The 14,880-nt window shown below is 43.8% G+C and carries 11 protein-coding genes; 5 read left to right on the forward strand and 6 right to left on the reverse strand.

Translation table 11 applies throughout. The features are described from left to right. The first annotated feature begins 6 nt into the window (after positions 1-6). The 4 genes from nhaA (at position 7) to fabV (ending at position 6,242) form a co-directional block, all read left to right on the forward strand. A complete protein-coding gene (nhaA, locus tag KI742_RS17260; RefSeq protein ID WP_005378034.1) occupies positions 7-1,158 on the forward strand; it encodes a Na+/H+ antiporter NhaA in 1,152 nt (383 codons plus the stop codon). Positions 1,159-1,875: 717 nt separating this feature from the next. Then, entirely contained in the window at positions 1,876-2,511 is a 636-nt protein-coding gene (locus KI742_RS17265) for a TetR/AcrR family transcriptional regulator (RefSeq protein ID WP_005378033.1), read from the forward strand. 71 nt (positions 2,512-2,582) lie between these two features. Then, entirely contained in the window at positions 2,583-4,865 is a 2,283-nt protein-coding gene (locus tag KI742_RS17270; RefSeq protein ID WP_017634878.1) for an acyl-CoA dehydrogenase, read from the forward strand. 174 nt (positions 4,866-5,039) lie between these two features. Then, positions 5,040-6,242: an enoyl-ACP reductase FabV gene (fabV, locus tag KI742_RS17275; protein ID WP_285384794.1), complete on the forward strand. Its 1,203-nt coding sequence runs from the start codon at positions 5,040-5,042 to the stop codon at positions 6,240-6,242. Between the two features lie 73 nt (positions 6,243-6,315). Here fabV and KI742_RS17280 read toward each other — a convergent pair whose 3' ends face one another. Continuing rightward, on the reverse strand, positions 6,316-7,998 hold the full coding sequence (locus tag KI742_RS17280; protein WP_005378028.1) for an aspartate:alanine antiporter: 1,683 nt from the start codon (positions 7,996-7,998) through the stop codon (positions 6,316-6,318). 175 nt (positions 7,999-8,173) lie between these two features. Next, the gene (locus KI742_RS17285) at positions 8,174-8,440 is read right to left on the reverse strand and encodes a GrxA family glutaredoxin (RefSeq protein ID WP_005378026.1); all 267 of its coding nucleotides are present in this window, start codon (positions 8,438-8,440) and stop codon (positions 8,174-8,176) included. Positions 8,441-8,817: 377 nt separating this feature from the next. On the opposite strand from KI742_RS17285, the gene KI742_RS17290 reads away from it, so the two are divergent. Next, entirely contained in the window at positions 8,818-10,062 is a 1,245-nt protein-coding gene (locus tag KI742_RS17290) for an iron-containing alcohol dehydrogenase (protein WP_017634877.1), read from the forward strand. A gap of 76 nt (positions 10,063-10,138) precedes the next feature. Here KI742_RS17290 and KI742_RS17295 read toward each other — a convergent pair whose 3' ends face one another. The 4 genes from KI742_RS17295 to KI742_RS17310 form a co-directional block, all read right to left on the reverse strand. Then, complete coding sequence (locus tag KI742_RS17295) at positions 10,139-10,993, reverse strand: MurR/RpiR family transcriptional regulator (protein WP_005378021.1); 855 nt, start codon at positions 10,991-10,993, stop codon at positions 10,139-10,141. Between the two features lie 311 nt (positions 10,994-11,304). Beyond that, positions 11,305-12,951, reverse strand: a complete 1,647-nt coding sequence (panP, locus tag KI742_RS17300) for a pyridoxal-dependent aspartate 1-decarboxylase PanP (protein ID WP_258495016.1) — start codon at positions 12,949-12,951, stop codon at positions 11,305-11,307. 211 nt (positions 12,952-13,162) lie between these two features. Further along, positions 13,163-13,675, reverse strand: coding sequence for a hypothetical protein (locus tag KI742_RS17305; RefSeq protein ID WP_017634875.1), 513 nt, complete (start codon positions 13,673-13,675; stop codon positions 13,163-13,165). Between the two features lie 208 nt (positions 13,676-13,883). Continuing rightward, entirely contained in the window at positions 13,884-14,789 is a 906-nt protein-coding gene (locus tag KI742_RS17310; protein ID WP_005378011.1) for a lysine exporter LysO family protein, read from the reverse strand. Positions 14,790-14,880 lie beyond the last annotated feature (91 nt).

Below are 14,880 nucleotides of genomic sequence, written 5' to 3' on the forward strand. Positions count from 1 at the left end.
GAAACCATGAACGATGTCATTCGTGACTTTTTCAAAATGGAATCAGCAGGTGGTATTCTTCTCGTAATCGCAGCGGCAATTGCGATGACCATTGCTAACTCACCGCTGGGCGAAACTTATCAATCTGTACTGCATACTTATGTATTCGGTATGTCAGTTTCTCACTGGATTAATGACGGCCTAATGGCTGTTTTCTTCTTACTTATTGGCCTTGAAGTGAAGCGAGAGCTACTTGAAGGAGCGCTAAAATCAAAAGAAACCGCAATTTTCCCTGCGATTGCAGCGGTTGGTGGTATGTTAGCCCCTGCTCTTATTTACGTTGCGTTTAATGCTAACGACCCAGAGGCGGTTTCTGGCTGGGCAATTCCAGCTGCGACGGATATTGCATTTGCTCTAGGTATCATGGCGCTACTAGGTAAGCGCGTACCAGTAAGCCTTAAAGTGTTTTTGTTAGCTCTCGCTATCATCGACGATTTAGGTGTGGTTGTTATTATTGCACTGTTTTACACAGGTGATCTTTCTAGCATGGCGCTGCTTGTTGGCTTCATCATGACTGGTGTCCTGTTCATGTTGAATGCGAAGGAAGTAACGAAACTGACGCCATACATGATAGTCGGCGCGATCTTATGGTTTGCGGTACTTAAATCTGGTGTTCACGCAACACTTGCAGGCGTAGTGATCGGCTTTGCTATTCCTCTTAAGGGTAAACAGGGCGAACATTCCCCACTTAAGCACATGGAGCACGCACTTCATCCATACGTGGCATTTGGTATCTTACCTCTATTCGCATTTGCAAATGCGGGGATTTCGCTAGAAGGCGTATCGATGTCAGGCCTAACTTCAATGCTGCCATTAGGTATTGCTTTGGGGCTACTGGTTGGTAAGCCTCTAGGTATCTTCACCTTTAGTTGGGCAGCTGTGAAAATGGGTGTAGCTAAGCTACCGGAAGGCATTAACTTCAAACATATCTTTGCGGTCTCTGTGTTGTGCGGTATCGGTTTTACAATGTCTATATTCATTTCCTCTTTAGCGTTTGGAAATGTAAGCCCTGAGTTTGATACCTATGCTCGACTAGGCATCTTAATGGGCTCGACGACAGCCGCGTTACTTGGCTACGCGTTACTGCACTTTTCTTTGCCTAAGAAAGCGCAAGCGTAAGATACACACTGTTTAGTAAAGCCTCCCATTCGGGAGGCTTTTTTATGTCTGCAGATCGGCACATCAACCACTTCAGGGTGGTTACTTTTGTGACCAACTAAGGTCTAGCTTATGGAGTTGGGGCAAATCATCGAAAGAGGCGCTTGGTAAATCTATAGGCGAAAAAAAGCCCAGCCGAAAATTTGACTGGGCGGATACAAACATAGGAGTTAATAAGAAAAAAGCAGCAACGTAACAATTAGATGGAAACAAGTTTGACGGCCAGTGAAACTTCAAATGCCCTAACTGTTACGTATATTCAGACCGAGCCTTTTCCAAACAGTTCCATTTTTTTTCAAAAAATTTCTACTTAATGCTTTCTAGCTTCTTACACATCCGAAAGTAATAGAAAAATCGAGATGGATTACCAACTTGGCGAAGTTACTAACTTCTGTGTTTCTCATTTTATCTCCCCTAGAACCGAAGATGTATTTCATACTCTCGTCGCTCACTCCAAGCCGCCAAGGCTATTGTTAGCATTTCAATTGCGATGGACTGAGAAGTTTGATCGTTTTCTTCTGACAAGCCTCACTGGAGTATTCGATTGAATTTCAAAAGATTAGATCACACCTTTTACTGTCTGGTCAGACCAATTGGTTAAAGTGTGATGTTAATCATTTGTTAATCTTAAGTTTCGGGAGTATATTTTCAAACAGTTGTTTAATACGAGTGATTAAAATGGCCCCGAGAACATCAACAAAAGAAAAAATACTCGATGTCGCAGAAGGACTCTTTGCTGAACATGGCTTTAATGATACTTCGCTAAGAACGATAACAGGTAAAGCTAACGTTAACTTAGCATCGGTAAACTATCACTTTGGCGATAAAAAAACGCTGGTTAGAGCGGTTTTAGATAGGTATTTAGAAGCACTAATGCCGAGCATTAAGACTTCATTAATTGAGTTAAACACGCGCGATAGCTACAACATGGACGATGTCTTTGAGTCATTGCGATTACCTTTACGTACATTAAATGATGTACGCCCAAATGGTACTGCGCTATTTATGTTGTTAATTGGCCGCGGTTATACAGACGTTCAAGGTCATCTACGCTGGTTCATTACCACCAGATACGAAGAGGTACTGAACCTTTTCACTTTCTCGATAATGAAGGCGAACCCGGAACTATGTGAAGAACAGTTGTTTTGGCGGTTGCACTTCACGTTAGGAACCTGTGTATTTACGATGGCTTCAAGCCAGGCTCTTTCGGAGCTGGCAGAAAGTAAGTTTGAAAAGGAAGTCGATGTGAAATCTGTCGTCGATTTACTGATTCCATATTTGTCAGCAGGAATGTCAGCAAAGCAGTTGGCATAAGACAAATAAGAAAGTTAAACCAATAATAAGATTATACCCCGAGCGGTTACGTGAACAAAAGGATCTGAACTATGAGCTCTCTACGAAGAAAATGGATTAGTGACCCGGCTTTTAAAGTGTTCAAAAAAGTATTGCCACCTCTGTCTAGCACCGAGAAAGAGGCGATGGAAGCGGGTAGTGTATGGTGGGATGCCGAACTATTCTCAGGCAAGCCAAACTTCACAACATTGCATCATTATCCAACGCCTACACTGACGGCAGAAGAGCAGTCATTTATGGATAATGAGCTTGAAACCCTGCTAGAAATGCTTGATGACCAGAAGATTGTCAAAGAAGACAGGGATTTACCACCTGAAGTATGGGAATACCTACGTAAAGAGCGATTTTTCTCTTTGATCATCTCGAAAGCATATGGTGGTCGTGAATTTTCCGCTTTGGCGAACTCAACCATTGTTTCTCGTATTGCGACTCGAAGTATCAGTACCGCGGTATCGGTAATGGTACCAAACTCTCTTGGCCCTGGTGAGCTGCTATCGCACTATGGTACGCAAGAGCAAAAAGATTACTGGTTGCCTCGTTTAGCTGATGGTACAGACATCCCTTGTTTCGCCCTAACTGGCCCTGAAGCGGGTTCTGATGCGGGTGGCATACCTGATCAAGGCGTGGTTTGTTACGGCACCCATGAAGGCAAAGAAGTGCTTGGCGTGCGAGTTAGTTGGAATAAACGCTACATCACGCTTGCGCCAGTTGCGACAGTGCTCGGGTTAGCATTTAAACTGCAGGATCCTGAAGGGCTACTTGGTGACAAGAAAGAGGTTGGCATTACATGTGCGTTGATTCCCGCTGACCATGAAGGTGTCGAGATAGGCGAACGCCATGATCCTCTGGGGTCTGCGTTTATGAATGGTCCTACTCGTGGTGAAGATGTCTTCATCCCTATGGACTGGTTGATCGGTGGCGCTGATTATGCAGGTAAAGGTTGGCGTATGCTGGTTGAGTGTCTTTCTGCTGGTCGCGGTATCTCTCTCCCAGCGCTTGGCACAGCGATTGGTCACCTTACTACACGTACAACAGGTGCTTATGCTTACGTGCGTAAACAGTTTGGAATGTCGATCGGTAAGTTTGAAGGTGTTGCAGAAGCAATGGGGCGCATTGGTGGTCTTACTTACCTACTAGAAGCGACGCGTACGCTAACGACGACTTCTCTCGATATGAAAGAAAAACCTGGGATTGTAACCGCGATTGCCAAGTACCACATGACGGAAATCGCGCGTACCATTCTAAATGATTCGTTTGATATCCATGCGGGTCGTGCGATTCAAGATGGTCCAATGAACTATCTTGCTAAACATTACCTTGGTATCCCGGTTGCTATCACTGTTGAAGGCGCGAATATTCTGACTCGTAACCTGATGATTTTTGGTCAAGGTGCGACTCGATGTCACCCATATGTTCTAAAAGAAATGGAAGCTGCGGCGAATCCAGATTCTGAACAAGGTGCGAAAGAATTTGACAACTTACTCTTTAAACACATCAAGCACGCTCTCGGTAATACATTCGGTGCATTTGGTGCAGCACTAACTGGTTCTCGATTTGTTAACGCGCACATGAGTGGCCCAACCCAGCAATACTACAAAGACATTACTCGTCTCAGTCGTGCACTTGCAGTAAGTGCAGACTTTGCGATGTTAACCTTAGGTGGAGACTTGAAGCGTAAAGAAATGATCTCCGCACGTTTGGGTGATGGATTAAGCTATCTATATATGGCATCTGCTGCCTTGAAAAAGTATGAAGATGAAGGCCGTCAACAAGGCGATCTAGACTTCGTTCATTACGCTGTTCAACACTGTTTGTATAACGCTTCTAAGTCATTAAATGAGGCTTACACCAACTTCCCTGTGAAATACGTTGGCGGTGTGCTTAAGGGGCTATTGTTCCCGCTTGGTAATCATTTCAATAAGCCAAGTGATGAGCTGTGTGTGAATTTGGCTGAAGCGATGATGACGCCAGGCGCGCAACGTGATCGCCTCACGCATCTGTGCTACATCGGAAAATCAGAGGATGACAGCGTAGGCTTAATGGAGAATGCATTCCTTGCAATGTACGACATTAAACCTTTGGAGCGTAAACTTATGAAGGCAGCGAAGGATGGTAAAGTGGCTCGTAAAGGTCTGCTACATGATCGTTTGCAGCAAGCATTTGAAGCAGGCGTGTTAACTGAACAAGAGATTGATCAAATCATGGCTGCAGATAAATTGCGCTACAAGGCGATTCAAGTTGACCACTTTAGTCATGACTTTTCTGAAGTGCGAACTCATAGCCCAAAAAAGTCGCAGTTGAATCCGGCGGCATAATAGACAACTAATGTTAAGAAAAGCACCTCAATGAGGTGCTTTTTTGTATTCTTGGGGAGTGGATGGTGGGATAGTGCTCCAACCACTTGCCTTTTAAGAGCATTTTTACAGAAATTAGATGCGAAATCCCAACGAAACTTTTATCCTAACAAGGTTTTTTAAAGGAAGTTGAATATGATCATCAAACCTAGAATTCGTGGATTTATCTGTACTACAACGCACCCTGTTGGTTGTGAAGCTAACGTAAAAGAACAAATTGCGTACACCAAAGCGCAAGGTCCAATCAAAAACGCACCTAAGCGTGTTCTTGTTGTTGGTGCATCAAGTGGCTACGGTCTATCTTCTCGTATCGCTGCGGCATTTGGTGGCGGTGCATCAACTATCGGTGTTTTCTTCGAAAAAGAAGGTACTGAGAAGAAACCAGGTACAGCAGGTTTTTACAATGCCGCTGCTTTTGAAAAGCTAGCGCGTGAAGAAGGTCTGTACGCAAAAAGCTTAAACGGCGACGCTTTCTCAAATGAAGCGAAACAGAAAACTATCGAGCTGATCAAAAAAGACTTAGGTCAAATCGATATGGTGGTTTACTCACTGGCATCTCCAGTACGTAAAATGCCAGAAACTGGTGAATTAGTTCGTTCATCTCTTAAACCTATCGGTGAAACTTACACATCAACGGCTGTTGATACCAACAAAGATGTGATCATCGAAGCTAGCGTTGAGCCTGCAACAGAAGAAGAAATCAAAGACACTGTCACTGTAATGGGCGGTGAAGATTGGGAACTTTGGATCAATGCGTTGTCTGATGCTGGTGTTCTTGCTGAAGGTTGTAAGACCGTCGCGTACAGCTACATTGGTACTGAGTTAACTTGGCCAATTTATTGGGATGGTGCACTAGGTAAAGCAAAAATGGACCTAGACCGTGCAGCGAAAGCGCTAAACGACAAGTTAGCAGCAACAGGCGGCAGTGCCAATGTTGCGGTACTTAAATCTGTTGTAACTCAGGCGAGTTCTGCAATTCCTGTTATGCCACTGTACATCGCAATGGTATTCAAGAAAATGCGCGAAGAAGGTGTACACGAAGGCTGTATGGAACAAATCTACCGTATGTTCAGCCAACGTTTATACAAAGAAGACGGTAGCGCGGCAGAAGTTGATGAGATGAACCGCCTACGTCTGGATGACTGGGAACTTCGTGACGACATTCAGCAGCACTGTCGTGAGCTATGGCCTCAAATTACGACTGAGAACCTAAAAGAGCTGACTGACTACGTTGAGTACAAAGAAGAGTTCTTGAAACTATTTGGTTTCGGCGTTGAAGGCGTAGATTACGAAGCGGATGTGAATCCAGCAGTTGAAGCAGACTTCATTCAAATCTAATCACAGACTAGATAACCAATAAACAAAAGGCGCTCATTGAGCGCCTTTTTGTATTTCATAGCCAAAGTGAGTATTAACTTAGTATTATCAGTATCGTACCAGCTAGCGTCATTAAAATATTCGCAATCGCATAGGTACCCGCATAACCAAGGGCTGGGATGGTGGACTTAGCGTAGTCGTTAACGACATCCATAGCTGGAGCGCAAGTACGGGCGCCAATAATGGCACCGAAGAGCAGGGCACGGTTCATCTTGAGTACGTGTGCGCCAACTAAGTAAGCCAGAACTACAGGCACGACACTGACAATAAATGCCAAACCAATGACTTTTGGACCTACTTGCGTTAGGTGCTCGAACATCTTTCCACCTGCACTTAGACCAATTCCCACCATAAAGAACATTAACCCTAGATCTTTGACCATATTCAGCGCCCCTTGTGGGACATAACCGAAAGTAGGGTGATTTGCTCGTAAAAAACCAAGCGTAATACCGGATAACAGAAGACCCACCGCATTACCCAAACTGAAAGACACCTGACCGAATGTCATTGTGATGAGGCCAAACAGAATACCCAAAATAAAGAAGCTACAAAAAGCGAGCAAATCGGCCATTTGACTGTGGATCGAGATGAAACCGATTTTTTCCGCCAGTCCATGTACTCGGCTTTTCTCGCCGCTCACTTGAAGGACGTCCCCTTTAGCGAGCACAATGTCTAAGTCCATAGGCATTTCAATCTGAGCGCGAACTACGCGGTTTAAGAAACAGCCAAACTCAGACAAATTCAAATCCGATAAACGCTTACCAGCGATAGCGTCACTTTTTACGACGATTTCTTCTTCAACGATGCGCAAATCAAGCAAGTTACGGTCGAATACTTCTTTACCATTACGGAAGCTAGGGTCTAAGCGAGCATGGCTGTCAGGGAAGCCAACCAGTGCAATTTCATCTCCCTCTTGCAAGATAGCATCACCATCTGGGTGGGCGAGAATACCATTGCGACGGATTCGTTCAATGTAACAGCCAGTTTGACGATAAATACCCAGTTCTCGCAAGTTTTTACCATCAGTCCAGTCAATTAGCTCTGGGCCCACTCGGTAAGCTCGAATAATGGGTAAATACACTTTTCTCTGGCTTGAATTTCCAAGGCCACGCTCTTGTGCGATTTGCTGCGCGGAATCAGAAAGGTTTTGTTTTTGCAGTTTTGGCAACAATTTAGCAAACATGATCATGCTAATTAAGCCGACCAGATAAGCCATCGCGTAGCCTACGGATAGATTTTCTAATACCAGAGAAAATTCCATATTCCGCGGTATAGTCGCAAGGCCAGAGTTAAGAGCATCTTGTGCACCAACCAGTACTGGCGTTGCGGTCAATGCGCCTGCCATCATACCTGCGGATAAGCCAAAATCGAGGCCGAAATAGTGACTCAAGCCATACGTTAAGCTGACCGCAGACACGAGAACAGTCATGCTTAAAATAAAATAATGCTTACCATCTCTGAAGAATATACCAAAAAAGTTTGGTCCAGCTTCAATGCCAACGCAGTAGATAAACAGCATAAAGCCAATGGTTAAAGCTTCTGCATTAAATGAGAAACCAAGGTGGCCCATTACCAAAGAGGTAATAAGAACGCCAATAGAGTTGCCTAATTGTAATTTGCCAAATCGAATTTTTCCGATGGCAAGGCCAATGGCTAATACGACGAAGATTAGAAGGATAGGGTTTTGCTCGAGAAGGTATACGACGTCTATGTTCACTGTGTGGCTCGGTAGAGTGTGTGCCAAAAAAGATTAAGAACTGTGAATTGTAACTAAATATAGCAAAAAGATAAGTGAATTTTTTTAGGTTTTACCATTAGTTGACTTAACGTAATAACCAGCTGAAAAATAATAAAAAAGCCGCATGAAGCGGCTTTTTTGAAAACAGTCTTTATTACTCGTCAAATAGACCTAGGTGCTCTTTCGCGTATGCTTCGAACTCGTCGCAGCCACCGATGTGCTCTTGGTCGATAAAGATCTGAGGAACGGTTTCAACTGGTTTACCAACTGTTTTCTCAAGATCTGCTTTAGAAATACCTTCAGCGTGAATATCAACGTAACGGTAGTTGAAGTCATCACGTTTTGCTTTTAGCGTTTCTGCGTGCTCTTTTGCACGAACACAGAAAGGACATGCAGGGCGACCAAAGATAACAACGAACATAATCTTATTTCTCCTAAATCTATTCTTTTTTGAAAGCGTACAAAACATAGCGGCTGAGTGCGCTTTCTTTTGTTGGAGTAACTATGCCCGATCCAGATACGGAAATAAAGCGGCAATTACCTCTTGGTTCTATAGGTGAAATCTATCGAATAAAAACTAAACGCGCGTTCTTATTTTACGGCTCTGAAGTATGTGAAGTGACGCATAAAAAACATACATTCTAAAGGGTTAATGATGGCAAGGTGGAATTGGTCAATTTTTTTTGTTTAAAAAAATTGCAATCTATTTTGGCTATACGCAAATAACTTCAACTCTTACATAAGTGTTAAATCAGAGGGCGAGAGGTTATTTGGGTATATTCTTTTGGGAGGGTGTGTATGTTTCAGTTTATGACTGCAACAAGGATTATATTTGGTGAAGGTGCACTTCAATCTTCATTATCCGTTATTAACCAATTTGGCTACAGTGTTTTGCTGGTTACTGGGCAGGATACCCAACGAGCCGCCCCCATTATCCAATACCTTAAAGCTCAAAATATGCGTTACCAGCACGTAGCTATCGTTGGTGAACCATACATCACGATGGTAGAAGAGACCGCAGTGCTCGGTAGAAAATTCCAACCTGATATGGTGGTTGCGATAGGTGGTGGCAGCGTCATCGATATGGGCAAAGCCTTAGCCGCCATTATTCCCAATCAAGGCAATGTTTACGATTACGTAGAAGTGGTAGGAAGAAGCGTCCCTTTAAAAGCAAAGCCTCTTCATTTTATTGCAATTCCTACGACAGCAAGCACCGGTTCAGAAGTGACCAGAAATGCTGTGCTGAAATCTGGACAAGATAAAGTGAAAGTGAGTCTTCGAAGCCCTGATATGCTCGCAGACGTTGCCATTGTAGACCCGACACTTACTTACGGGACCGACCAATACACATCTGGACGTGGCGCAATGGATGCGTTCACTCATTTAATGGAAGCATATGTGTGTGGTGAGCCAAACCCTCTTACTGATATGGTCTGCGAAGAGGGGCTACGCCGTTTAAGCCGTTCAGTGATTGCCGCTTGTAAGCAAAATAATCATAAGGCGCGCTCTGATTTATCGTTCGCTGCATTGCTTGGTGGTATGGCGATTACTAATGCCAAATTAGGTGCCGCTCATGGGTTAGCATCGGCGTTAGGAGGTAAGTTAGACGCCCCCCATAGCGTTATTACGGCTCGCCTAGCTCCGCACGTGATGCAGGAGAACATTAACGCCGCTAAACTTGCGGGTAGGAATGATGTGATAAGTCGTTATCGCAAGCTGGCCCAATTAGTCACTGAGCGAGTAAATGCTAACGAACACGATGGAATTCTTTGGGTAAATATGGTGCTAGATAAGTTAGCGTTACCGCTACTGGCTCAATTTGGAGTATGCCAAACCTCTTTTGAGCAAGTGGCGAATGATGCGCTTAAATCAATGGCAATCAAAGGGAATCCTTTACCCCTGAATCAGGAACGTTTGATTTACATATTGCAGCAAGTCTGTGATTGTAGCGGAGAGTGCGCAGCTGAGAGTGCACAACATGTCAGTTCTGTTGAAGTACTGGAATCAAGAACGGACTTATCGAGTGTCAACGACTTAGGGTGATTGCTCCCTTAGCAGCATTAAAACAAAAGGGGAGCCTTGAGCTCCCCTAGATAAAGTATGGACTAAGCTTTAGTGCTTAGTACTGGCTTAGTTTGTCATAGCGACTGTCTTTCAACGCATCTTTTACGCGTTTTAGGTTCTCACGGAAACCAGTACCACGGCGAAGAGTGAAGCCAGTTGCTAGCACATCAATCACTGTCATTTGTACAACTCGGCTCGCCATTGGCATGTAAACGTCGGTATCTTCTGGAATATCGAGCGTGATAGCCAGCGAGCTTGCCTTTTCTAGAGGAGAATCCTTCGCTGTAATCGCAATAACCGTTGCGCCATTTTCACGAGCAAGGTTCGCTATTTCTACCTGACTCTTTGTTCGACCGGTATGAGAAATAAGAACCACAACATCATTATCACTGCAGTTGATACAACTCATGCGCTGCATAACAATATCTTCAAAACAAGTAATTGGAATATTAAAGCGAATAAACTTGTTTTGTGCGTCTCGGGCAACAGAAGATGATGCACCAAGGCCAAAGAATGAAATGCGCTTCGCTTGCGTTAGCAAATCGACCGCACGGTTCACTTGCATTGGATCTAGGCTATTTTTCGCGACATCTAAACACGCCATCGTCGATTCGAAAATCTTATGGGTGTACGCGTCTGGGCCATCGTCTTCTTCCACATTACGGTTAACGTAAGGGGTGCCGTTGGCTAGGCTCTGTGCCAAGTGAAGCTTAAAATCTGGAAAGCCCTTGGTGTCCAGACGACGACAGAAGCGGTTTACAGTGGGCTCACTAACGTCGGCCATTTTAGCCAGCGTTGCAATGCTTGAATGAATTGCAGTTTGTGGAGACGCCATAATTACTTCCGCAACTTTGCGCTCTGACTTACTGAAATTCTCCAGGTTTTTTTGAATTTTTTCTAATGTATTCATAGTGTTCACGAGGGTATAGAGAACAACTCGCTGGCTCTGCTAACGAAAGGAAACACGAAGATTCCGGAGTAGAGTGGGGCGTTAACGAAAACAACCAGCGCCATAGAATCAGTATAAACCTGATCTTCAATCAGTCTAAACCAATAACGGGTACTATTTAGTGAGAATTTGACAGGCCTCAAACAAAATGTTGTAAAAACTACAGAATTGGATGTGTAAACGAAGTTTTGTTGCGCTAGTCGCACGATAATGATGTTTGAGTTACATCAAAACGAAAAAAAATTTCAAATTGATGTAACTCGATCTGGCTGTTAAGACGATTGAATATCAACAACCAGCTGTTGAATTCTTTTCATCAAATTTGGTGCTTGCTTGGCGATTTCGCGTTGTTCATCAAGCACTGAGCTCAAAATTTCTTTTGTGGTCAGTGGATTTGCCAAAACCACTCTAAACACTATCGTATTCATGCGTTGCCATTGGTCTGGGTTCAGTCTTGTACGTGAAACGAACGATTTGCCCGTTTCGCGCTGACGCTTTTGAATAAACTGTGTTAACTCATTGATCAGCTCATTCAGTTGTTCTTTTTGTGAGCCTTCTGCTTGTGCTAATGCTTCACGGATGAATGGCGGCAAATAACGGTATGTGAGCAGACAAAGCTCTGGTTCAGAAACTAACTCGAAATCATCTTGCTGTTTGATTAAATCCGCAAAGTATCGAGCTTTTTCAATGCTTTGGTCAATCAGAAGCTCGTAACCTGGGCGACTTATGATGTGCATTGCGGCGTAGACCAACATCGCCATACCCGAACGTGAACCTTCTAATGTATGGCTGCCTAGGTCTTTTGAACCTTTGCGCAATATATATTGAGCGTGATGCTCTATGGATTTCATTGCGTCAGGGTCTTTGAACAGAACCATACCAGCGCCCATCGGGATGTAGAGCTGCTTGTGTGCATCAATAGTTACTGAGTCTGCCATTTCCACGCCTTTAAGAAGGTGACGGTGATGGTTAGACATAAGTGTTGCGCCACCCCATGCGGCATCCACATGGAAGTGACAGCCGTGGGCTTGGCAGACTTCAGCGATTTCAGGCAATGGATCAACATTACCTGTCTCTGTTGTGCCAGCCACACCAATAACAGCAATAGGTTTGATGTTTTGTTTTTCGAGCTCAACAATTTTTGCTTTAAGGTCGTCGACAATAATACGGTTGTTGGTATCGGTTTTAACCGCAACCAAGCCCTCTTGGCCTAGCCCTAATACATCGGCTGCTTTCTTAAGGGAGTAGTGACCACGCTCAGACACTAGCACCGCTAAGCCATCATAGCCATAGTGCTTCATGGCTTTAAAAAGGCCTTCCTTTTCCACGCCTTTAAATGAGCCATTGGCTCTTAACGCTTTGTTACGTGCTACCCAAAGCGCAGTGATATTGGCAATGGTGCCGCCGGAACAAAATGCGCCTAATGAGTGGTTTGCACTGTGCATCCACTGATTGTAAAAAGTATCATTCTGACCATATATCAAGCGATGCAGCATACCCAAAACTTGACGCTCAAGTGGCGTAAAGGCTTTGGAAGTCTCTATTTTTACCAGGTTTTGGTTTAAGGCGATCATGATCTTTGACAGTGGCATCAAGAAATAAGGCAGTGCCGATGTCATATGACCAATGAAGCTTGGTGAAGATGTGTGAACTGAGTGCGACACCAAAGTGTCGAGTAAGTGCTCTGTATGATCTGACACGAACTCTGGCTGCTCAGGAATCTGAGCAGAAGAAAAGTCTTTTTCGATTTCGCGTAAAGGCTTTTCTTCTGCCACGATGTGTTCACGAAGAAATTGATTTAGATTTCGCGAGAGGCTCTCGTCAATTTTAGTTAACGTTGAGTCCGGACCTTCTGGGACAGTGAAGATCTTTAGCAAGCTCTCAAAGCTAACATCAGCGGTTTTTTGTTCCTTAACCATAGCAAAGAATCTTTGTAGTTATTTTGGTAATGCGAGCGGCACAATCTAAACTAAAACGGGCGCAAAGTCCCGTTTTAATTGTTGAAACCCAAGTTGTAGAAATGAAAATTTTAGGTGAAGGTTACGATATTCACATTAAAAAATTCTAGATTGAGTACGTTAAAACACTCTGATGTTATCGAATGCTAATCAACGACTAATGCGAGCAATCTTAGTCACATTTCTGCTTTTCAATCTTTTCTATTGACTGATTGTACTTATTAAGTGCGGTATCAATTTGTTGGGGATGACTAAGCAGATCAGCGAATGCTGAACGAAGCTCGTAGTTTTTTGGGTGGTTAGTTGATTGACGGTCGCTAAATGTCTGTTTTGCAACTTCACCTAACTTATCGCTTCGGGTCGCTAACTGCTTAACGTCATGTTGCTCTAGTTTTAACCATGCTTCGATTGGCTGTTCCGTCGCAACGCGGCTAGGGTCGTTCTCTAGAAAGTAGTGAACCGCTTCGCGGTTTAATTCAAAGTGATGTTTACGTCCATCCAAGAACCATTGACTAACTTCTTTCAGATCTGGATATTGGGTAACCGTCAAATCAACAAGATCTTGATACCACTGTAGTGAGGCATCGACGTAGCCATCGTATTTGCTAGCAAGACATTGTTGATCTGCGGCAAGCGTAAAAGTTGAGCTTGTAGCGAGGAGCGCTGCAACGACAAAGCGTTTCATTCTTCTTCCTTCTGGTTGTTATCCCTTTATTAACGCAATGCACATCAGTTGATGTTTCTCCCTTCTTTCTATTTGGTCGTGACAAATCGTTGGGCTGAATGACGAAAAGAAAGAGGGGTCTTGCCAAAAAATATTGACCACTTTGACGTTAACTGGGTATTTAAATTTTTGCCGTATTGTAATGGATGTTAAAGCGAAAACCTGAGATCTAGCTAGCAAGTGATACAAAGAAAAGCATCATAACTGGTACCAATAAACTCAAAATAAAGCCGCTAACGATAGCAACAGGAACACAACGCACACCACCGGTGGTTTGAATAACGGGTAGGGTGAAGTCCATTGCTGTTGCACCGGCATAACCAATTGCGGTGCACGGATAGCTACGAATAAAGAGAGGAATGGCAACCAGTGCGACTAGCTCTCTCATCAATTCAATCAAGAACGACGCGCCACCAAATACCGGACCAAAAGCGTCACCCATTAAAATACCTGCGAGTGAATACCAGCCAAAACCTGAAGCCATTGCGAGTGCTTGATAAAGAGGAAGATCCAAAAGCACCGCTGCAAGAACGCCACCAAGCATACATGTTGCGATGACAACAGCCGCAATGGCCATTCCTTGTTTATTTAATAGGATTTGACGCAGAGTAAGTCCACTATTGCGCAGCTGAATACCAATAAAAAATAGAAGTAGAAAGAGTATCCATTCGCTTGCTGTATCTACCCAACTCAAATCAATGGGTAACAGCAGGCCAACCACTAACCCGCCGCCAACGACCACGATAAGCTTAACAGACTCTAAAGCCATCGAAGATAACGGTAGCTTCTTTTGATTTTGATTGGTCTGGAGTGGGATAATTTTATCAATAATAGGCAGAGCCAACAGGTTGCAGGCACTTAGACACAAAAAAAACGTACTCGCATAGAGGAGAATACTTTGTAAGTTGCTGCTTAAATTATCGAGCGCCGCTAAGCTAAGACCCATCAACGACAAAATGACGTAAATAAGGTAGGACGTTGACTGATTGATCTTCTCCAATAACGAAGATCGAGATATAGGAATTAGATACCCCACCACAAGCGGAGCGAAAATAAATAGCATCCCTGAGAACATAAAGCTCAATGATTCCTTTTTGAGATAACATCAACACGCATAAATCAAATTATCTATCGGTTGAAATTAGAGACATTTCACCACACACAGC

This window comes from Vibrio sp. D417a, assembly GCF_030248595.1.
Classification (GTDB): domain Bacteria; phylum Pseudomonadota; class Gammaproteobacteria; order Enterobacterales; family Vibrionaceae; genus Vibrio; species Vibrio alginolyticus.

What these genes read in the sequence shown, in the direction of transcription:
- KI742_RS17265 (WP_005378033.1), top strand. Translation starts at nt 1,876, where the DNA reads ATGGCCCCGAGAACATCAACAAAAGAAAAAATACTCGATGTCGCAGAA.
- KI742_RS17305 (WP_017634875.1), bottom strand. Translation starts at nt 13,675, where the DNA reads ATGAAACGCTTTGTCGTTGCAGCGCTCCTCGCTACAAGCTCAACTTTT.
- KI742_RS17270 (WP_017634878.1), top strand. Translation starts at nt 2,583, where the DNA reads ATGAGCTCTCTACGAAGAAAATGGATTAGTGACCCGGCTTTTAAAGTG.
- KI742_RS17285 (WP_005378026.1), bottom strand. Translation starts at nt 8,440, where the DNA reads ATGTTCGTTGTTATCTTTGGTCGCCCTGCATGTCCTTTCTGTGTTCGT.
- KI742_RS17310 (WP_005378011.1), bottom strand. Translation starts at nt 14,789, where the DNA reads ATGTTCTCAGGGATGCTATTTATTTTCGCTCCGCTTGTGGTGGGGTAT.
- KI742_RS17290 (WP_017634877.1), top strand. Translation starts at nt 8,818, where the DNA reads ATGTTTCAGTTTATGACTGCAACAAGGATTATATTTGGTGAAGGTGCA.
- nhaA (WP_005378034.1), top strand. Translation starts at nt 7, where the DNA reads ATGAACGATGTCATTCGTGACTTTTTCAAAATGGAATCAGCAGGTGGT.
- KI742_RS17295 (WP_005378021.1), bottom strand. Translation starts at nt 10,993, where the DNA reads ATGAATACATTAGAAAAAATTCAAAAAAACCTGGAGAATTTCAGTAAG.
- panP (WP_258495016.1), bottom strand. Translation starts at nt 12,951, where the DNA reads ATGGTTAAGGAACAAAAAACCGCTGATGTTAGCTTTGAGAGCTTGCTA.
- fabV (WP_285384794.1), top strand. Translation starts at nt 5,040, where the DNA reads ATGATCATCAAACCTAGAATTCGTGGATTTATCTGTACTACAACGCAC.